General features: G+C 35.8%; 9 protein-coding genes. 4 read left to right on the top strand and 5 right to left on the bottom strand.

The window, feature by feature from the left end; translation table 11 throughout:
• Positions 1–57 precede the first annotated feature (57 nt).
• A complete protein-coding gene (nagB, locus tag Q0871_RS14430) occupies positions 58–1,986 on the bottom strand; it encodes a glucosamine-6-phosphate deaminase (RefSeq protein ID WP_299325131.1) in 1,929 nt (642 codons plus the stop codon).
• 203 nt (positions 1,987–2,189) lie between these two features.
• Between nagB and Q0871_RS14425 the strand changes: the two genes are divergently transcribed.
• Positions 2,190–2,939: a DeoR/GlpR family DNA-binding transcription regulator gene (locus Q0871_RS14425; RefSeq protein WP_299325130.1), complete on the top strand. Its 750-nt coding sequence runs from the start codon at positions 2,190–2,192 to the stop codon at positions 2,937–2,939.
• Between the two features lie 4 nt (positions 2,940–2,943).
• Entirely contained in the window at positions 2,944–3,756 is an 813-nt protein-coding gene (gene murQ, locus Q0871_RS14420; RefSeq protein ID WP_299325129.1) for an N-acetylmuramic acid 6-phosphate etherase, read from the top strand.
• Between the two features lie 90 nt (positions 3,757–3,846).
• Here the strand turns inward: murQ and Q0871_RS14415 are convergent, their stop codons facing one another.
• Entirely contained in the window at positions 3,847–4,968 is a 1,122-nt protein-coding gene (locus Q0871_RS14415; protein WP_299325128.1) for a PQQ-dependent sugar dehydrogenase, read from the bottom strand.
• 128 nt (positions 4,969–5,096) lie between these two features.
• Between Q0871_RS14415 and Q0871_RS14410 the strand changes: the two genes are divergently transcribed.
• Together Q0871_RS14410 and Q0871_RS14405 are read left to right on the top strand one after the other, a co-directional pair.
• A complete protein-coding gene (locus Q0871_RS14410) occupies positions 5,097–13,667 on the top strand; it encodes a T9SS type B sorting domain-containing protein (protein ID WP_299325127.1) in 8,571 nt (2,856 codons plus the stop codon).
• A gap of 265 nt (positions 13,668–13,932) precedes the next feature.
• Positions 13,933–14,562 (top strand): PHB depolymerase family esterase, encoded by a 630-nt coding sequence (locus tag Q0871_RS14405; RefSeq protein ID WP_299325126.1) that lies wholly within the window; start codon positions 13,933–13,935, stop codon positions 14,560–14,562.
• Positions 14,563–14,574: 12 nt separating this feature from the next.
• Here the strand turns inward: Q0871_RS14405 and Q0871_RS14400 are convergent, their stop codons facing one another.
• From Q0871_RS14400 to Q0871_RS14390, 3 genes are all read right to left on the bottom strand, one after another.
• The gene (locus tag Q0871_RS14400) at positions 14,575–17,907 is read right to left on the bottom strand and encodes a VCBS repeat-containing protein (RefSeq protein WP_299325125.1); all 3,333 of its coding nucleotides are present in this window, start codon (positions 17,905–17,907) and stop codon (positions 14,575–14,577) included.
• A gap of 357 nt (positions 17,908–18,264) precedes the next feature.
• Positions 18,265–19,956: a RagB/SusD family nutrient uptake outer membrane protein gene (locus Q0871_RS14395; protein ID WP_299325124.1), complete on the bottom strand. Its 1,692-nt coding sequence runs from the start codon at positions 19,954–19,956 to the stop codon at positions 18,265–18,267.
• 4 nt (positions 19,957–19,960) lie between these two features.
• On the bottom strand, positions 19,961–23,131 hold the full coding sequence (locus Q0871_RS14390; protein ID WP_299325123.1) for a TonB-dependent receptor: 3,171 nt from the start codon (positions 23,129–23,131) through the stop codon (positions 19,961–19,963).
• Positions 23,132–23,421 lie beyond the last annotated feature (290 nt).

Raw genomic sequence — 23,421 nt, 5'->3', positions numbered from 1 at the left:
AATGTAAAAAAGGCCCATTTTAAAACTAAAAATAGTCCTTTTAATTCAATTTAGTTGTTAGTTAAATTTATGTCTTACAAAGGCCTCCATAGCAGCGTATGATGATAAGCCCATTGCTTTGTATTTATTGGCGGTATCGCGGTTTCTTTCTTCTGCACGCATCCAGAATTCTCTAGAATCATCTCCTTGAAACATTACTCCGTCTTTTTGAGATTGGTGACAGAAAATAGCATATCGCTTTTTCAACACTTGCCCCGGACTCATAGGTACTGTCATTTCAATTTCATTGATATCCCACTCATGCCAAGCACCTCGGTATAGCCATACCCAGCAATCTTTCATAAATGATTCTGATTTTAATTCTTCGCACGCTGCAAATACAGCATCTAAACAAACCTTGTGTGTACCATGCGGATCAGCTAAATCGCCAGCTGCATAAATTTGATGAGGTTTTATCTGTTTGATAATATCTACTACTATCTTAATATCTTCTTCAGATAAGTTTTTCTTCTTTATCGTACCTGTTTCATAAAACGGAAGATCTAAAAAGTGTACGTTTTTATCATCAAGTCCCATATACCTGGTTGCGGCATATGATTCTCCTCTTCTTATTTTTCCTTTCAGATTTCTAACCTCTGGAGCATCTATGCGTGTTTCGTTTTTCTCTGCTATAGATTTTATAATATTTTCAGCCTCATCAGACGGATTAATTTGCATGGCTATTTCTGCATATTTTCTAGCATCGGTATCTGAAACTGCAATGTTTCCAGAAGTTTGATACACAATATGTACATCATGACCTTGCTCGACTAACCTGTCAAAAGTGCCGCCCATAGAAATAACATCATCATCTGGGTGTGGACTAAATATGATTACTCGTTTTTTAGCCGGTGTGGCACGTTCTGGTCTGTGGTTATCATCAGCATTTGGCTTTCCGCCTGGCCAACCCGTAATGGTATGTTGTAATTTATTGAACATTTCAATATTCAGGTCATAAGAATCATCTAAGGCTAAAAGATCAGCCATACCGTTATCGTTATAATCTTTGTCTGTCAAACTTAATATGGTCTTGCTTGTGTTTTCGCACAGCCAAACCATTGCTTTTGCTTTTAGCTCTTCTGTCCATTCGCAAGCATCGACCAACCACGGCGTTTTGTTTCTTGTTAATTGATTGCCTGCACCTGTATCTAAAACAAAAGTACAGTTGTCATGTTGTTGTAGATATGTTGCCGGTACATGAGATGAAATATCACCTTCAATAGTTTTTTTAATGATACCCGCTTTGTTTTCACCCCAACCTAATAAAACAATTCTCTTGGCTTTTCTTACTGTGGCTATCCCCATAGTAATTGCTTTTCTAGGCACATTGGCTATTCCTAAGAATGAAGGTGCTGCATCTACTCTTGTGATGTGATCTAAAGTAATTACCCGTGTTCCAGAATTAAAATGTGATCCTGGCTCATTAAAACCAACATGCCCAGTTCTACCAATACCCAATAATTGAAAGTCTAAACCGCCATGCTCTTTTATTTTGCGATCGTAGCTTAAGCAGTATGCCGTGGTCTCTTCATTACTTACCGTACCATCAGGTATGTGAATATTCTTTTCAGGTATATCTACATGATTAAAAAGATGTTCATGCATGAAGTAGAAATAACTCTGTATATTATTCGGCTCCATCGGTAAGTATTCATCTAAGTTGAAGGTGATAACATTTTTGAAGCTCAAACCTTCTTCTTTGTGCATACGAACCAGTTCTTCATAAACTCTTATTGGTGAAGAACCAGTTGCTAAACCTAAAACGCAATTTCTCTTTTGCCCTTGTCTCTTTTTTATTAAAGCAGCAATTTCATGAGCTACTACTATTGAAGCTTCATTGGAGTCTTCGAAAATGACATTATGTATTTTTTCGAATCGCGTTTCTTCAAATTGACCAATAGGCTTGTGGGTGATATCTATTTTAGAACTTTTAACGGTTGTTTTCATGAGGTAATGGTAGATTTTTGGATTTTTAAATCATGCAAATATATGCGTTATTTTTATTAAATGCAGTTTTTTGCAAGAAATAATGCTGTATTGTGCCGTTAATTAATCTTATGTTTAAGTTTATTTCACATTAACGTCATAAAACGGCATATTGTAAAAATCGTTATCTTTGACGTATTGATAAGTAATAAAGTTGCTATTACATGCTAAAAGAAGAACGTCATCAAACCATTTTAAGCGAAGTTGACTTACATAATAGAATACTAATAACAGATATAGCCGAGGCTTTAGACGTATCAATTGATACTATAAGGCGCGACGTAAAAGAGCTTGATGCAGAAAATAAACTGAGAAAAGTTCATGGTGGTGCAATCTCTATGGGTTACATGACCAATAGTGCTAGAAACACCAATATATATAAGATAGAAGATAAAGCGGCAATTGCGTTGAAGGCGGTTAGTATGTTACGAGATGGTGCCGTTATTTTTTTGGATGGGGGAACTACTTGTATGGAACTTGCCAGAATTATACCTGAAAATCTAAACCTTACCTGTTTTACAATCAGTTTACCGGTGGCTATGGAATTGTCTCATAAAGCCAATATCAACGTAATTTCTATAGGAGGACAAATTTCTAAGGAAGCACAGATTGCTATAGGCGCAAATGCCATTCATCATATATCTGAAATACGATTCGATTATAGCTTTATCGGTACAGGTTATGTTGATGCTACCTACGGATTAACAGAATTCGATTGGGATATTGTACAAATCAAAAAAGCGGTGATTAAAGCTTCAAAGAAAACAGTGCTTTTATCTATTTCAGAAAAACTGAATTCTCAACACAGATATAAAACGTGCGATATTAATTCTATTAATACGATGATTACAGAATTAAAGCCTGATGATACATTGTTAAAGGCTTTTAGAAACCACGATATAAAAATTTTATAATTATATGGATTACAAGAAAATTACCGAGACTCCGTCTAACCACGACAATTTAGAGTTGATGGATACTACTACTATTCTTCAAAAAATGAATGAGGAAGATAAGAAGATTGCCGATGCAGTAGAAAAAACGATTCCGCCAGTAACAAAACTTGTAGATGCCTTAACCGAAAGATTTAATAAAGGTGGAAGATTATTTTACATCGGTGCTGGTACCAGTGGTAGATTGGGAATTTTAGATGCTTCTGAAATTCCGCCAACTTTTGGTATGCCACATGAGCGTGTAGTTGGTTTAATCGCTGGTGGTGATACTGCTATTAGAAAGGCTGTTGAAAATGCTGAAGATGCAACTAAACAGGCTTGGTTAGATTTGAAAGCTCATGATATTAATTCGAACGATGTAGTTGTAGGTATTGCTGCCTCTGGTAGTACGCCATATGTAATTGGTGGTTTGGAAGATGCTAAGAAAAATGGAATATTAACGGCTGCAATTACCAATAACCCTGGTGCACCGATTGCTAGAATTGCAGATATTCCTATTGAAATAAATGTAGGTCCAGAATTTCTTACCGGCAGTACTAGAATGAAAAGTGGTACATCTCAAAAACTGGTATTAAATATGATATCTACTGCTTTAATGATTAAAATAGGTAGGGTTAAAGGGAATAAGATGGTAAACATGCAATTAAGCAACGATAAGTTGGTTGATCGTGGAACTCGCTATATCATGGAAGGACTGAATATTGAATACGCCGCAGCTGAAGCATTATTGAAAGAGCATGGTTCTGTTAAGCTGGCTATTGATGCCGGTAGGGGGTAAGTAGCTCTTCTATATTTTAGGTTAATAAAAAAAAGGTCTGTAACATATTTGATTACAGACCTTTTTTGATTTTGTGAACTTGCTATTATTCTACTTCTTCGGAATTAGTTTATAGATTCCTTTTCCTTCAACTGCTACATAAATAAGACCATCGAGACCTTGCTTTACGGCACGTACCCGGCCTAAACCATCCATTAATTTTTCTCTTGCAATTACTTTGTTTCCGTCTAAGACCAAACGTTCTAAGTATTGAAAAGCTAAAGACCCAACCAAGATGCTTCCTTTCCATTTTTTGTACTTATCCGAGGTTATAAATTCCATTCCACTTGGTGCTATTGAAGGTACCCAATAATGAATAGGTTGCTCCATACCGCTCATCTCTGTTTTATCGGTAATGGGAGTGCCGCCATAATTGATTCCGTAAGTAACTAAAGGCCATCCATAATTAGCTCCTTTTTTAATAATATTTATTTCATCGCCACCTCTCGGTCCATGTTCGTTATCCCAAATTTCTCCGGTTATTGGATGCTTTATTAACCCTTGCGGATTTCGGTGTCCGTAACTGTAAATTGCAGTCTTAGCGCCTTTTTCATTTATAAATGGATTGTCTTTCGGTATACGCCCATCATCATGTAAACGATAAATTTTACCACCATCTCTTTTGATATCTTGAGGGTTGATGTCCCTATCCCCACGTTCACCGATTGAAAAGTATAGGTAACCGTCATTATCAAAAGCAATTCGAGATCCAAAATGTTGTCCTTTTGTAGTATTCGGTACGGCCTTATAAAGCACTTGAGTCTCAGTCAAAGAATTATTCTTCAATTTTGCCCTCATTAATGCGGTATGTCCGCCCTTTTCATTTCCGTCTGTTGATGAATAAGTGAGGTAGATCCATCTGTTTTCTTTGTACTTCGGATGAAGGGCAACATCCAATAATCCGCCTTGACCTCTGTTATATACTTCAGGTGAATTGCCGATTATCGTTTTTTTTCCATTGTTAAAATGAATCAATTTACCTTCTTTTTCGGTGATTAAAATACTATTGTCAGGAAAGAAGGTGAACCCCCATGGAATCTGTACCTCATCGACGAACAGCTCAGCTGTAAAAACAGACTCTTTTGGTGTAGTTGCTTTGTTATCAGTATTTTGCGCGCAATAAAAATTTAGTGATACAACGAATAAAAGGTTGAAGATGATACTATTTTTCATATACAAGCGTTAGAAATATATTAGAGAATACATGATTATTTAATAAGATAAAATATAAGTATAAAAATTACACCAAAGAACTAATTAGATCCCAAATCAACTTTGTTCTTAAAAACGAATCTTAACCTATGCTTCCAAAACAACAGCGGTATGCGCTGTATGTACTTCTTCTGATTGTTATTTCAGTAATTGGTACTACGGCTTTAGCCAACTCTAAAGTAACTACTTTATACGAAGAGGTGGCTCATGTAATCGAAAAGGCTGTTTCGGTTTCTACCAAAAACACATCTACTTTAGAAAAGAAAAATCAAGTTGCACGTAAGTCTAACTTAGCTACTTCAGCAATGTTTACTACACTGATTGTGGGTGCAGATGCTACGGAGACTTGTAATGATAACGGATTTACAATTGCACGTTTTAATTTATGTGGTGATTTTGACGATCGTATTATAAGTCTAACAGGTGGTCCTTATAGTTCAGTTTCATGGCAGGTATTGGGTGGCTCTTGCTCAGCGAACGTAAATACAGAATGCCCGAATACTACCGCATCTTGTTATTCTACAATTAGTTCTGGACAAACATTTAATTTAGACGCTAGTTCTGTTCCTGCAACTTCAGGTGCTGAATATAGAGTATTGGTAGATGGTCAACCCTATTACTTTAAAGTAAAGAAAAGTACTATAACCCAAACGTATGTAAAACAAGATTATATCTGTGGAGTCGATGGTAGAATACAGATTACCAATTTATCTAGTGCCTATGAGTTTAGTATTGATGGTGGTACTTCTTGGCAAGGTGCTATATTTTCTAACCTAACACCAGGTACCTATAATATTTTAGCGAGATTAGGAAATACAGCTAATACATGTGAATATCCTTATGAACCTATTGTTATAGAAGAAAAGGAAATTCAAATAGCCGCTACTTTTACAGATGCATTATGTAGTGGAGATACTGGTAGTATTACTGTTACTGCCTCTAACGTACCAGGACCTTATAAATATACTCTATTGAACTCTAGTGGTGTAGCCCAAGAGTTTACTGCTTTTATAGCAACAAACCCTTATACGTTTTCTGCGGTAGGTTTTGGTACATATACTGTTCAGGTAGAGACACAACAATGTACAGGTGATCCTTTAAACGGAATTACCGCTCCAAGACAGGATGTTGATACCAGCGGTAATCCTTTAACTATTGGGGCAGGTGCTTCGGCTTTAGATGCCTCAACTGAAGTTAATAGTAGTTTCGGTTGTTCAGATATCTCTAGTGTAGATATTACTTTAAACACAACAGGAGGTTCAGCACCTTATACATTTACAGTTAATGGTGGCACTGTTCAACCTTCATTTGGAGATGCGACTACAGATTCTGGTACAACTACATATACGGTATCATCTGCAGGAACTTATGATTTCGTAATTACCGATAGTAATGGTTGTATTATAAATGCTTCTTCTGATGTTGAAGATTTATTGCCGCCAGATATAACTGTTGTGGGTGTTGATGGTACTTGTAGTAATGGTGGTGCAAAATTAGAGTTTACAATTAATAACGGTAGAGGTTATAATATCTCTTATAGAGAAAGTGCTTCTGAACCTTGGGTAAATACACCACAAATTTCAGTAGCTGCCGGTACTTATGCTGATGTTGAAGTGAGATACCAACAGGGAGGATTCGAATGTATGCTTGCTTTACCCTCAGTGACTGTAGACACGGTAGGGTCTTTAACTGGGTCGGCTACAAAAGTAGCTGATGTAACATGTACAAGTTCTGGTACTGATGGTGGGCAAATTGATTTTGTTGGTCCATTCTCTGGTGGATCAGGTAGTGGTTATGAATTTAGTATTGATGGTGTTAACTTTTCAGGTACTACATCATATACAGATTTAGCAACTGGTACGTATACGCCTATTATTAGAGACGCAGGTGGTTGTCGTTTAGACCTTACATCAATAGAAATTTTAGATGTTGATCCTCCAACAAATTTAGATTTTGCACAAAGTAATATTAGTTGTGCTGCTGGTACATCTGATGTTCAATTGACTCCAACAAGCAACGCTGCAATCAATAGATATGAAATTATTAGTCCCGCTTATTTTGATAATGGTAATAATGATACGTTTACAGGTTTACTAACATCTCAAGCTTATATTTTTCAAATTACAGATGTAAACGGCTGTTCTTATACTGAAGGTTTTAGACCTGTAGTTATAAGTTCTATTCGTGCTCGTGTAAAATCAGGAGGAGATTTAAGAGTTTGTAATGGAGCTACCGATGGTACAGGAACATTTATTATTGACGGTTTTGCAAATAATTATACGTATGATATTAACGGAGGCTTGTTTACAGGCGGACCACAAAGCACTAATGAAGTAGTTTTACCATTATCAGGTGCAGGTACGTATACAATTACAGTTACTGATGCTGATACTGGTTGTACTGATACAACTTCTTTTGATATTCAAGATGCTCCTGTTTTAGATTTGGCAACAAGTACGGTTACCGATATGAGCTGTGCAAATGGAAATTTAGGAGCCGTAAGAGCAGATGCAACTGGTGGTTGGGGTACATTTAGATATACCCTAACACAGCCAGTAGGACCACAAATTGGTCCAAAATCGGGAAGAACCTTTAGTAACCTTTCTGCAGCGGGAACATATACTTTAACTGTTGAAGATGCAGAAGGTTGTACAGATACGTTTTCATTCGATTTAAATCCTATCGATGCACCTAGTATAGCATTAGATGGTCCGTCGTCAGATTTCTGTTTCGTTGCAGGTACTGGTGCTACGGTTGCAGTAACTTCTACTGCAGGTACTGCGGCTATTGGAACACATCAATATAGAATTAATGGTGGTACGTTACAACCAATTCCAACTTTTGCGGGACTTTCCCCTGGTAATTACACAATTGAGGTAGTAGATGGTAATGACTGTTCAGATAGTTTACCGATTACTATTGCTCCTCAATTAAGAGTGAATACTAGTATTGAAGCTGAAATACCTTGTGGTGGAGCAGATGGTAGAATTAACGTAAGTGTAAACGGAGGATATACTTCTGGTGCTGGTGCAAAACAATATGAAGTAAGTTCTGATGGAGGAGCAACTTTTAGTGCTGCGGTTCCATTAATAACGGATACTTTTGATTATGATACAAATACACCTGGAGATTATGTTTTCAGAATTACAGATAACAATACTACAAGTAGTGGTTGTGTAGCAGAGTCTGTTTCAATTACCTTAAATCCGCCTCAAAATATTGCGGCTGCATCTTATGTTGCTAGACCGGTTAGTTGTAGTTCAACAAATAATGGTTCTGTTACGATTACTCCTGATGCTACAAGCGGTGTCCCACCATATGAAGTTAATTTCAATGGAACGGGATGGGCTTCAGAAACTGTATACTCAAACTTAACCGTTGGTACCTATTCTTACTTGGTAAGAGATGCTAGAGGTTGTGAAACTATAGCGGATACCTTTGATATCGTATTGGATAATACAGCACCACCAGCAACTACTGTTTCTGAAGTTCAGGCAGTGTGTGGTGGTAGTGGTCCTGTAAGTGGAGGTATCAATATTGACGCCGTAACAGATGGTACTGCTAATTATACATTTATAATCGAAGATAATACAGGGGTAGAAATTACAAGAATGGAAGATGTAGACCCTATCTCTTTGCCAATACAAATCTTAGACCCACTTTTAGTAACCGGCGATTACACTGTAATTACTATAGATGCAAATGGTTGTACAGATATTGATACGGTTTCTATTACTTCAAATGAAGTAGTAATTACACCAATTCCACCACCAGCGCCAGCAGATTGTGATGATACGTCATTTACTTATGCAGTAACCGTAAGTGGAGGTTCTGGTTCATATCAAATAAGATTAATAGATCAGCCTAGTTTTTACGCTTTGAATAATACACCGGCAGTCAATGATCATACTTTTAGTAATACTGCTGACGGCATTCAATATGGGGTGGCTTATACTGTTGTTGTTCTAGATGTGGTTACAAATTGTACGTATGAGCAAGAAATTCCTCCTATAGATGCACCTTCTACTTTAGATGTTACGGCAACTTCAACTCCTGGGGCATGTGATTTAAATAGAAATGGGGAAATAGCTTATGAAATAATAGGTTATACAATTGGTGATGCTTTAAGAATTGAATTGATAGATAATTCAGATGGCTCAAGTATAATTCTTGAAAATTCGATAACAACATCAGTATTGCCATATACTGGTACATATGCAGAATTACCGGGTAGCTATCAGATATTGGTTGAAAATTTAACCGATACATGTACTGATGCCGCTCCCGTTACGATACTTCAAAATTTACCTGATATTGATATCTTACAAGAAGTTCCTGCAAATTGTAATGCTTTTGGTCAAGTAACCGTACAAGGTAGAGGTGGTTCTGGTGGACCATATGAATTTGCTTTTATGGATAGTGGTGTAGCTCCTTCAGGTTGGACTACGGATACAACGTTTTCGGCAGCTGATGGTACCTATGATGTATATGTAAGAGATGCAAGTGGTTGTACATCATTTGATATTGCGACTATTATATCTCTAGATCCAGATTTACCAGTTCCGACATTTGCAGTAGTAAATCAATGTGATCCTACTTCAACTGCCTTTGATATTACGGTAAGAGTACCTAGTTCTGTAAATACACCAAGATTTACTTTAGGTGGTGATGAGCAATTACCAACCGTAGTTGGTGGTTTTTGGGAGTATACATATATTGTAAGTAGTCCTGGTGATTATGTAGTAGATGTAGTAGATGCTAATGGTTGTATTAGTGAAGGTACTGCTACGGTATATGACTTCTTATCTGCAACAGGTAGATTTTCAACAGATAGTACTTGTAATGATGCCGATGGAGAAATAACCATTTCAACTACAGGTGGTAGTGGAGATTTTACCTATGAATTAACAGGTACAGATTACAACTCTAGTGCGGTAGGTTTAATAACTCAAACTAATAATCCAATATTTACAGGATTAACTCCTGGTGCATATGAAGTCCGAATAATTGATCGTGTTGTGAACGATGGTGCTGGTTTCTGTGAAACTACGGTAACAAACATTATTCTAAATCAAGCAGCGCAACCAGTAATCGTTTCAGAAGAAGCAATTGATATTAGCTGTAGAGATGAAAATGATGGCTCTATAGAGGTAGTAGTTGGTCCGGCAAATGGATTGGTGCCATTTACATCTCAAGATACTCCGATAACGTATATTTTAAATAATCTAACTACTAGTTTAGAACATGATAGAAATAATACTGGTGCTTTTTCAAATTTACCAGCAGGTGATTATCAAGTTCAGGTAGTAACGGCACGTAATTGTGAGGTGTTGTCTGCGGTACATACGATCAATAATCCTGATGCATTTAGTATTACTGCAACTGCTCCAGATTTCGCTTGCGAGCCAGGCGCTAATAGATATAGCTCAACTATTATTACCGTAACAGTTGTTGATGCAGGTACTGTAGGTTCGGGATATCAGTATAGTATCACCGGCTTTGAAAACTATCAGCCAGGGAATACTTTTGAAATTATCGATGACGGTAGCGCACAAGATATTACGGTATATGCTATAGACGGTAACGGTTGTCAGACTACATTTGACGTTCCTACTATCAATCCGCCGACCGATGTTGTTCCAACAATTGTTGATGTAGATATTTTAAACTGTAGAGATGATGAACGTGTACGTATACAAGTTATAGGTACCAATGATTTTACGGTAAACACGGTATCGGTTACGACTATAGCTCCAGTAACCAATTCTTCAGGTAATAACTATGTTGATATATTCTTACCTGACACTGGTGATTACTTGTTCGAAGTAACAGATAATACAGTGGGTTGTACATATCCAATGCCAGTGCATACAGTGAATACCCCAGAAATTCCAACGGTTTTAATTAGTGAGGCAAAACCTGTTAGTTGTGCAGTGCCAGGCGATGATGGTGCGTTATTCATAACTGTAGGTAATTACACAGGTGAGTATGAAGTATTTGTTTATGAAGCAACAGACATAACAAGGTCTACGCTTTTAGCTTCTCAAACCTTTAATACAAATGATTATCCAGACGTAAATGGAGATGAGGCTAGAGTAGATAATTTGATTGGTGGAAACTTAATTGTTGATGTGGTTTCTATTGATACCCCTTTTTGTTCAGGTACAAGTAATGTAACGAATATTAGAACTCCTAATGGGGAACTTCAAGTAACTGCAGAATCTATAGGTAATGTTAGTTGTACAAATGATACAGGTGAGATAATTGCTACTGGTACTGGTGGCTGGGATACAACTCCGTATGAATATAGATTATTAATGAGTGCAGATGGCGGTGCTACGTATACTACTGAAATTGCTGCATTCTCTAATAATAATGAATTTACAGGTTTGTCTTTCGGATTCTATGAAGTAGAAATTACAGATGTTGAAGGATGTACAAATACAGTAGAAATAGAATTAGAAGAAGTACCTCAAATTATTGCAGGTATTAGAGAGCCACAAACACTAGATTGCCCTAATGGTAACAATGCGGTGCTTGAAGCTTATGACACTACAACGGGTGATGCCATTACAGCTACAGCAGGTGCAAGCGGAGGTTTTGCCGGTGCAGGTTACAATTACACATTATTATACCTAAGTGGTGATGATAACACAGCTGTTGTGTCTGAAAGTGGATTACAGAACACACCTACTTTCATAGGTGATAGTGGCGGATATATTAGTGCAGGTTGGTATGCAATAGAAGTTTCTTCTAGTTTTGGATGTTCATTTGTAACTGAAGCTTACTATGTTGATCCACCACCACCAGTTCAACCAGTTTTAGTACAAACAAGGGTACCTGGTTGTGGAGGTGATGGAGAGATGCGAATGACGATTGAGAATCCTGATCCTTTATTTACCTATGAATACTTGAGAGTTGAAAACGGAGTAACCATAGGGGCTTATGTGCCTATGACTGGTAATTCTGTAACTATTACAGGTGTTCAAGGGATTACATATCAATTTGACGTTAGAAAGGTGAATGGGGCAGGTGTTTGTCCGGCAATACGTTCTAATGGAATTACCATGACTGATGCTACGGGTATTACTTTACTTCCAAACTTACCAGATGATATTTCTTGTGCTTCTGAGTTAGATGGTAGAATAGAGTCATTTGTTAACGGTGGTGTAGGTGCAGATTTATTTTATTTATATGAAGGGGATCCTGTAGATGCCTTTAATCCAGCAGTGACTGCAACAGTAATAAGAGGTCCTCAAGATAATGGTACTTTTGAAGGTCTTCCTGCAGGTACAGAATATTACATTGCTGTAACTAGTGGCGATACTTGTATGGACATTGCTGGTCCTTTTGAAATAGTTAGACCAGATCCTATAATTTTCGATGCTGTGCCAACTAATGTAACTTGTAATGGAGAAGAAGATGGTACTATAACAGTTTCTGTTAGTGCTGGTGGTGAAGGCTTAATTCAGTTTGCAATTGCACCTAACTTTAATGAGTTCTTTAGCGATTCTGATAATCCTGGCACATATACTTTTGATGAGCTTGCAGCAGGTACATATGAGATTTTAATAAAAGATGACAACGGTTGTTTTGAAAAAGATTTTATCACTGTTGAAGAGCCAGATGAATTACAAATAATAAATATCGATACCACACCTGAGTTATGTATTGGCGCTAATAATGGTTCAGTTGTTTTTGATGTTATCGGTGGTACTCCGTTCAATGATGTTACAATAAACCCTACTCCGTATTTTGAGTATAAAATTGAAATGGTCGATCCAATAGATGAATCAGGTACAGCAGTATTTGCTCCTTATACAGGTGCTATTATAGAAGATTTGCAAGGTGGAGCGTCGTATGTTATTTACGTTCAAGATGTTAATCTTTGTGCGGTATCAGAGTTGTTTACAATTGAAATAGGAGTAGATCTTACTGCAGAGCCAATTGTACAATATGGTTGTGAAGGTATATTCCCAACGAGTACAACAAACATTCAATTAGAGAATAATAATTTATTGTCTGAGCTAATGTTTGCTCTTGATCCTATTGATCCTACAGATGCAATTACTGCAAATGCAAATGATGAGTATGTTTGGGGAGATTTGCCTGCTGGTGATCACATTGTTTATATTTATCATGAAAATGGCTGTACCAATACGGTAGAGTTTAGTATCGATGGATATGAGCCTTTAAGCCTAGTAGTAGATAAAACCGGACCAAATGAAGTTCTTGCGACTGCAGCTGGCGGATATGGTGAATATGAGTTCTTTTTCAACGGACAGTCTTTTGGTGAGGAAACTACATTTACAACCAATGAAAGCGGAATAGTTAATGTTCGTGTAAGAGATGCAAGAGGTTGTGAGTTAGAGCTTAGTGTACCGTTTGAATTTACAGGTATGTTAGAATTCCCTAATTTCTTTACTCCCGATGGAGATAACTTAAATGATATCTGGTCACCTAAGAATAGAGACCTTTTTGATGGCGTTGAGGTTAGAATTTATGACCGTTATGGTAGAGTAGTAGCTGTATTAGATGAAGTAAGTGGTTGGGACGGTACCTATGAAGGTAAAGAAGTGCCAACAGGTGATTATTGGTATGTAGTAAATGCCAATGGTGATGAACTTAAGTATGTAGGTCACTTTACATTATATAGATAAATAAGAGAACATAGATTTAAAAAAGAGGATGCACATTGCATCCTCTTTTTTTTATCAAATTTTAAATAAGTTTTTAGTTCTTTATCGTCTAACATTTTGAACACGAATGAACCTTAAACTACTTTAACTTTATAAAAGCTTGTTTTTAAGGTACATTTGAAAGAAAATTTTGCATTTACAGATGAGGTCAATTTTATATATTATTTTACTGGTTATTTTTCAAAGTTGCGCATCGCAAGCAAAACCTATTCTGATAGATTCGGAAATGGAAACGAATGTAAAAGAGAATCTAGCCTATTACTTATATTATCCAGAGGACTATGAGGATGAACCTGAAGAAGATTTTCCGATATTACTGTTTTTACATGGCGGTGGCGAATCGGGCGATAGTTTGGTTACGGTGAAAAGAAATGGACCTCCAAAACTAATAGTTCAGGGTAAGAAATTTCCGTTTTTAATATTAGCTCCGCAGAATCCTAATGCTAAAAAATGGTGGAATACAAGAGCGGTAAAACAATTACTGGACTCCATTGTAGATAATAATAGAATTGATAAACGTAGAATTTATTTAACAGGATTAAGTCGAGGAGGCGGTGCTGCTTGGGAATTAGCAGTTCAGTATCCTGATACTTTTGCAGCTATGGCAGTAGTATGTGGCATGGCACCATTACCTTATGCTTCATGGATTAATCGCGAAATGCCAATTTGGGTTTTTCATGGAGAGAAAGATAAATCTATTCCTTTTTCCGAATCAGAAACTATGGTTGCTAAATTAAAAGAAATGGGGTACGAAGTTATATTTACCAGATACCCTAATGTAGGTCATAGCGCTTGGATCAAAGCTTACGAAACAGAAGCTTTGTATGATTGGTTTATAAATCAGGAGTTAAAGTAGAAAAAATGCTAGTTAATTCTTCTGAAATACTCGAATAGAATCTCTGTTTTGAGTTACAATAAAGTAAGGACGATCTTTTTTATTGCTGTTAATTTTTATAATACTTTTAGAATCACCTGGCACTAAAAATCCACTTTCAGAAGTATTGACGGTGTTAAAGTTTCCTTCTCCATCATTTTTTAAAAGTAAGCCATTTAAAGCATCATTTCTTCCAACAAAGACTTCATTTCCAAAATCATTACCTATTAGCAATATATCTTCATTGCCATCATTGTTATAGTCCAATGTCGCTATTCCATTAATTGGAGCAACTTGTGCTTCTATAGGAAGTGGTTCGTAGTTAAACGACCCATCACCTTTATTCTTTAGAACTATACTCTTATCATAGTTTCCAACTAGCTTAGTTGATTCTTCTAATTCTTCATCATTAAATAGGCTAGATATAGTTGCCATAGAATATGCTTTGTAAGTGTTGAATTTTGCTCTAAATATTGGACTTTGACCATTCAAGTCTCCCCAGAAGTTTACTGGGAATGATTTGTAAATAGGATTTTCAAAACTCTCCTTAAAGTATGCAAACATTACAGGATCTAAAGTACCGTTATTATCAAAATCTTTAGCAATTACTGTAACAGGTCTTTCTGTGGAAGGTTGGTAAAAATTATTCATTCCTAAATTACCAACTATAAAATCAACATCACCATCATTATCTATATCGGTCTTAGTAATACTTTCCCACCAACCAGAATGTTTTTCGATTCCTGAGTTATTTAATTTTGTAAAACTTGTAATATTATTTTTTAAAATGGTTATCGGCATGAATTCACCTATAATTACCAAATCGTCATTACCGTCTAAATCAATGTCGGCCCAAATAGCATCGGTTACCATACCTAAGTTTCTTAATTCTGGAGCAAGAGTATCTGTCACATCCTTTAATATGCCGTTTTCGTTTTTTAATAAGAAGCTTTTTTCAGCATTGGGGTATTTTGAATATGGCGTTCTGCCACCTATAAAAAGATCTATGAATCCATCTTTGTTAAAATCTGAAGTGGTAACTACTGATCCACTAGCATTAACTTTGGGTAATATTCCTATTGAAAGCGTAAAATTTCCCTGGCCATCATTTAGCAAAAGTCTATCTGTGTAATAAATGGTTTCAAGGTTAAATTCATTACTGCCTGAAACCAAATACATATCTAGATCACCGTCATTTTCAAGATCGAATAGTGCTATACTTTCTTCTTCATATTTTATATTGTCTTCATCTTCGAATAGGGCTTGTTGTGAAAAATTACCGTTTGTATCTTGCAAAAATAATTGGGGAGAAAAACCTGCAGAACTACCAACAATAAAATCTTCTATTCCATCGCCATTGATATCACCAACTGCGGTAGTAGGACCGTTTTGTGTTAATTTATGAGGTATGGTTCGTTGAATATTGTAATCAATCATATCTTTTTCCTCATGAAGATATGTAACTCCTATGTCACTTGAAACTTCCTTGAAAATTGTTTTTTCTTTTTTAGAAACAAAGGGAAAGCTTAAATCACCTTCATTAACGGGCACGGCTTCTTCGTATGTAAGAGTAATTCTTTGATTGCTTTTGATATCGCTTAATTTTTGAAATTGGTCGTCAGCCCATAAAATTTCAACTGATTCAATCTCTTTTTTATTGCCAAGCCCAAAATGTGCAATGTCTTCAATAGTAGACATATACCCCCTATAGGTATGATGTTCATGGTATTGAAAAGTATCGTCATTGAATCTTAAAACAATTTTTGCACCTGTTTTAAGTGATTTAAAAGAGCTGTCAATTAAATCAATACTTAGAAAATTGTGCTCGCCATCTTTAGGGTCGATATTGTTTTTAAAAAGTAGGGCTTCATCGTTAATGTTATTTACGATATAATCTAAATCTCCGTCATTATCTAAATCAGCAAATGCAGCACCATTGGAGAAAGAAGATATGCCTATTCCCCAATCTTCGCTAGCGTCAGTAAACTGATTGTTTTTATTATTTTTAAAAGCGTAATTAGGAATCTTAATTTTTGGAATAGAGTCTAGAATTTGTGCAGGACTTAAGTATCTACTAACATTGAACTTAAAATCGCCAAAATCTAAATCGGTAATATCTCTTGGGAATCCGTTGGTAATAAGTAAGTCTTGATACCCGTCGTTATCCATATCTGCAAATAGGGGAGACCAGCTCCAGTCTGTTTTAGCTATACCTGCCATTAAGCCTATTTCACTAAATGGTACATTGTTTCCATTACCTTTTTGTAACATGTTTCTGGTGTGCTGGTATTCATAATCAAAACGTTCATTTAGAATATATTCGGTATACTTATGACCAGATAGGGTAGTTTTTAATCTTCGGTTAGTTTCGCCTAGCATATCTAGGGTTATAATATCTAAATAGCCATCGTTATTAAAGTCAGAGATATCATTACCCATAGAGAATTTACTTTGGTGTTTGATATTCTCTTTTATCTTATTGGAGAAAGTACCATCTTGATTGTTGATATAAAGAATGTCGTTAGAGAGGTAATCGTTACTTACGTAGATGTCCGGCCACCCATCGTAGTTTAAATCGGCAATAGAGAGCCCTAAACCATAACCTTCTATAGTTATGCCAGCTTCTAACGTGACATCTTTGAAAGTACCGTCCCCATTGTTTTTGTATAATTTATCGTTGCTTAGCGCAGAACCATCTGTAATTTTCTTTCTGAAATTAGAAGGTAAAATATGTATATCAACATTATTCAAGACATATAGATCTAAAAGACCATCTTTATTGTAGTCAAAGAAGGTAGCTCCCATGCTGTTGCCAGATTCTTCTACTCCAAATTCTGAAGCTTTATCTGTAAAGGTTGGTATGTTGTTTTTATTTAAACCTTGATTTATGTATAGAATATTTTTCTTTTCTTCATCACTATTTAACATGGCCGAGCATACGTAAATGTCTAAAAAACCATCGTTGTTGATGTCTGCAAGGGCAACACCGGTATTCCATTTGTTTAAAGCTTCTATTCCAGATTCTTTAGAGACATCCATAAATTTAAAATCCCCTTGATTTAAGTATAGTTTGTTAGTTACTTGATTTCCGCTAAAAAAAATATCAGGCATATTGTCATTGTTGAAATCACCTATTGCAACACCACCACCATTAAATATGTATTCACTGGTTAAAATATTGAAGCTATCGGTTTCAACAATTTTGTTGTTAAAATCTATTCCAGATTTGTTACTTGGTACAACTTGAAATAGGGTGGATTTTTTTTCATTACAAGAAATAATGCTAAAAGTAATAAGCATTATTGTTAATGCAGAAATAATACGCATATGTGTTAGTTTAAGATGGTATTATCAGTTTATAGATAGACTGATTTTATTTTAATTAAAAATGTTACTTCATTGTGGTATTTGGTATCAAAATAAAATGCCCATAATGCAACCTTTTTACTAGTAGCAAAATAGTGTTTTAGATTGAATATTCAGAGTCAATTGAAACTACTTTTTTGATGTTTAACTTTTTTGATCAATATTGATTAGAAAAATAAAGAATTTAGTTTTGGATATACTTTTGATTTTTTATTTATGGTATTACCAGAATTGATTAATTTAATTAATAAAAATAAGTATAAAAAAAGCGGGACATCAATTAAATGTCCCGCTTATTATGAATTTAAAAACTAGTTATTAATAACCAGGGTTCTGTTCTAGAATACCACCACTTAAATCTATAGCGGTCAATGGAATTGGTAAAACTTCATTCTTGGCATCAAAAGCATTAGCTTTTGTGCCGAAGTTTGCAATGGTACGGCTTTCATTAGAAATATACTCATTGATTACTTCAACTCCGTTACCCCATCTGTATAGGTCAAATAAACGATGACCTTCCATACCTAGTTCTAAACGACGTTCATGACGAACAGCTTTTCTTGCGAAAGCTTGATCAGCAAAACTTGTGTAAGGTTCGATTACATAGTTCGCAGCATCTGCATCACCTGCTTCATTTTGAACATATGTCATATTCTTAGCTCTGTTACGTACTAAGTTTACCCATGTTAAGGCTGATGCCAAATCATTGGTTTCTACAGCAGCTTCAGCACCCATTAATAAAACATCTGCAAAACGAATGATGTGATAGTTGATACCTGCATGTTGTTGACCCCAAGCACCTGTTCCTTGATTGTCAGTATCTCCACTTTGATAAACGTTTTTAGCAGGTAAATAAGGACCTGAGATATCAGCAAATGTTGCACGAATCCAAGAGTGACCAGGGAAAGTACCATAACGGTTATAATCAACACCTCTTCTACCAACGGTATAATCTAATCTTGGATCTAAAGGACCAGTGTGCGGTGTAAATGCATCTTCATCTTCAATTCCATAATCATTAGTTACATCAGACTGGTTGAAAGTATCCAGCAATGGAAGACCAGTTGTATCGTCTGTTTGAAAAGCATTTACCAAATCCTGAGAAGGTTGGTAAAAACCACAACAAGAACCGAATGGTCCTGGATTAGGGAAATTTAATACCCCGCCAATATTACCGTTAAATGACTGACCATCATCAGCAGTAAATTGAATTGCAAAAACTGCTTCAGAACTATTTTCTCCTGTGCTTTCGAAGTTAGCTACAAATTCAGGATTTAAACTGTAAGGACCATTGTTGATTACATCTTCCAATAAATCAAAAGCAGCAGCCCATTCAGATTGTTGTAAATGAACTTTACCCAAATATGCTTGAGCAGCCCATGAAGTTGGTCTACCTGATTGTGCTTGTGTTGCAGGTAAATTATCCATAGCGAATTGTAAATCTGCTTCAATTTCATCCCAGATAGGACCAGGATTTGGTTGATTAAATTCTGTATTTGCGTAATTCTCTTCAGAAATGTAAGGCACATTTCCATAAATTCTTTGCAATTCAAAATTAAAATGACCTCTTAAAAAACGAGCTTCTGCTAATTTTCCAGTTAAATCAGCATCTTCAATAGTTGCTATTAAAGCAATTACTGCATTAGCTCTGTTTACACCAGCAAAAATTGATGACCATTTTCCTAAAACGTAAGGGTTACCTGTAGTCCAGTTATAAACTTCCATTTCAAAAAGATCCGCTTGATCACCATCTGTACTTCCCTTATGTGCGTCATCTGCTACAACGTCAAACCACCAGTTATCACCACTTGCGGCAAAACCATTTCCAGAAAGGTTATTACGGATACCATCAAGAGTGGAATATGCTCCAATTAAAAGGAGTTCAACACCATCTTCATTTTGTACTGCAGCGTCACTAAGAGCACCAACTGCAGGCTGCTCTGTAAAATCATCACTACATGCGCTTATAACAGCGAATAGTGAGAATAAATAAATTAATTTCTTTTTCATTTTTTTACAATTTTAAATTAAATCCAAGTGTAAGAATTCTAGATTGTGGTACAACCTGACTATCTACACCTAATGTTAAGTTATTACCGGTAACCGATGAAATGATCTCTGGGTCAAAACCATCGTAACCCGTAACAGTAAGTAAATTTGTGGCTTGTACGTAAACACGTAATAAGTCAAGACCAATCTTATTAGCTACTTTATCAGGGAAAGCATAACCTAATTGAACATTTTTTAAACGTAAGTAAGAACCGTCTTCAACAAAGTATGAATTTGGTTGTGTTTCACTATTTTGAATAGAATTACTTAATGCTGGTAATGTAGCATTCGTATTTGTTGGTGTCCAAGAATCCAAAACTCTTACACTTCTATTACCATCAACGAAAGTTGGGAAATCGGTAAATATTTTAGTGTAATTGTAAATGTCATTTCCTTGAGAACCTTGTAAGAACAATGACAAGTCAAAAGCTTTGTACCCTAAGTTAAAGTTGAATCCATAAGTGAAATCTGGGTGAGGAGAACCAATAAAAGTTCTGTCGTCATCGTCAATTACCGTGTCACCGTTTACATCTCTGTATTCAAATCTACCTTCATCTGTAAAACCAATTACTTCTCTACCAAAGAAAGAAGAAATAGGCTGACCAACTTGTGTTCTGGAAACAGCACCACCACGGAAGCTGTCATCACCAGTTTGGAAGTCACTGATCCAATCAGTTACTTCATTCTTGTATTTAGAAAAGTTTACATCGAAACCATATTTCCATCCAGATGTAGTTTCATCTTTATAGCGAAGGTTGATATCAAAACCAGTATTCGTTACATTACCTGCATTTACATAAGGTGCGCCTGCATCGATAGCTGTTGTACTAATTAAACTGTTATCTTGAACAATTAAATCTTTGGTTTTAATGTTGAACCATTCAAAATCTAAGTTCAATTTGTCATTGAAAAACCCAAGTTCAATACCTGCATTAATCGCTTCACTGGTTTCCCATTTTAAATTTGGGTTACCAACAGCAGATAATAACGCTCCTGTTGCTATAGAGCTACCGTCAATAGCATAGTTAGATAAACTTTCATTTAGTGAAGAAATATTGATTGTAGGGTTACTAGCCGGTAAAGATTGGTTACCTAATTGACCCCATGATCCTTTTAGTTTTAACCAGCTTAAAGCTGAGTCAGAAGAAATAAAATCTTCTTTACTAACTACCCAAGCACCACTAATTGAAGGGAACGTGTCACTTTTATTATCTCCAGCAAAACGTGAAGATGTATCATTACGTAAAGTACCAGTAATAAAATATTTATCAGCATAAGAGTATGTCGCTGATCCAAACAAAGAATATAAGCTTGTAGTTGCGTCATATGCATTGTCAATGTTAGGAGTTCCGCTACCATTGTTTAATAAGTAAAAGTCTGGTGTTTCAAATAAGAAACCGGTTCTACTAACTTGTTTTCCTTTAACACCATCTTCAACAGACTCAATACCTACTAAAGCATCAATTTTACTGTTTTCAAAACTTTTTTTATAGTTTAAGGTATTTGTGAAAGTCCATGAATAACCATCTTGGTTTAGTTCGGTAAGTTGATTTGTACCTAATGGTTCACTATGTTCAGGATCTAACGCTTGAAAACTACGAGTGTTGAATGAATTGATTGTACCACCGAAATTGGTTTTAAAAGTAAGACCTTCCCAAATCTCAGCTGAGGCATAAACATCTCCTAAAACCCTCAGGGTCTTATTAAAGTTATCGCTTGCTCTACTTAATTGAGCTAATGGGCTTCTTGAGTTACCTGTGCCTTGAGCACCAGTACCTGCAAAATTACCGTTATCATCATATAATGGTATTAACGGACTACTTCTAACAGCTTCTTCATATCTAGCTCCGGCACCACCTTGGTTTCCGTTAGAATAGGCTGTGCTAAAGTGTTGACCAATACGAACTTTGTCTCCTAGTTTAAATTCAGAGTTTAATCGAATTTGACCTATTTTATAAAATGTGTTTACAAGGTTACTTGGATTGTTCAAGAAATTTGCAGAAAGTGAATACTTACTGTTTTCCTCACCATTGGCAATAGAGAATGCAACACTTTGAATGATTGAAGTTCTTGTGATAGCATCTATCCAATCTGTACCATTAGGATCTACAGAAGCAGAAGCATCACCTCTTACGATAGGGTCATAAGAAACTACTCTAGTATAACCATTTAATGATGAAGGAACAACTGCAGATGATCCATTACCATATTGAGGGTGATCAAATGCTGTTCCATCGTTTGCTGAACTTTGAAACAATACATCTCCTAACTGTTGTGCATTTAAAAATTCAGGAGTGTTAGCTATTGATGAAAACCCAGTGTATGTATCAACAGATACAATTGGTTTGTCCATATTATAACCACCACCTTTAGTTGTGATAATTACTACCCCGTTAGATGCTCTAGCTCCATAAATTGCAGCGGCCCCATCTTTTAAAACATTCATCTGATCAATGTCGTTAGGGTTAATGCTGTTTAATACAAATGGATCATCTGTTTGTAGACCATCTATAATAAACAATGGGTTGGTATTGTTACTAGTACCAAAACCACGAATGTTAATTTTTGGTGGGCTACCTGGTGTAGCATTTTGAACTACAGTTACACCACTTACACGACCTTGTAATGCAGAAGCAGCATTTACAACTGGTGCTTTTGTTGCTTCTGATACATCTACAGATGCTACAGAACCGGTAATATCACCTCTTGTTTGAGTTGAGTAACCTAATACAACAACTTCATCAAGTGCAGCAGCATCTTCAGCTAAAGTTGCGTTAACACTTGATTGGCCGTTTACGGCAATTTCTGTGCTTTTAAATCCTATATAGCTAAATACTAATGTAGCACCATCATTTACATTTAAGCTATAGTTACCATCAAAATCTGTTTGTGTACCATTAGTAGTACCTTTTTCTACGACATTAGCACCAGGTAGTGGTTGGCCAGAGTCATCTAGAACGGTTCCTGTAATAGTAGATTGAAGTATTTTTACTTCAACTTCATTTGAAGTACTTGTGTCTTCATTTGCTTGGGCCAGTTGGGCTCCTAAGCAAACAAGCATTGATAAAACTCCAGACTTAATAAAGGAAGACCTTTTTCTGGATTTCATCAACGTGTAATCACGTTTTTGACTCATAATCATTGTTGTTTGTTAGTTTAAATTAATTGTGTAGAATTTGACCTTTTAAAATTTAAAGTTGCAGTTGTTAAATGTTAAAAAAATCAAAATCCGGTATAATAATAGCACTTTTACTTCAATTACCGATAATTCATTAATGATTTTTTACGAGCTTCATAATACCATTTGTTACTATTGTTATTGTAATAATCTGTATTAATAGGCGTAATTATTAGGATATCAATAATTTAGCTCTTGTTGAATTTGGAATTTAACACGTTAAATTTTTAACATTTTCAATTTAATAT

The organism is uncultured Maribacter sp. (assembly GCF_947500985.1).
Taxonomy (GTDB): domain Bacteria; phylum Bacteroidota; class Bacteroidia; order Flavobacteriales; family Flavobacteriaceae; genus Maribacter.
This window is presented reverse-complemented; position numbering and strand designations above follow the sequence as displayed.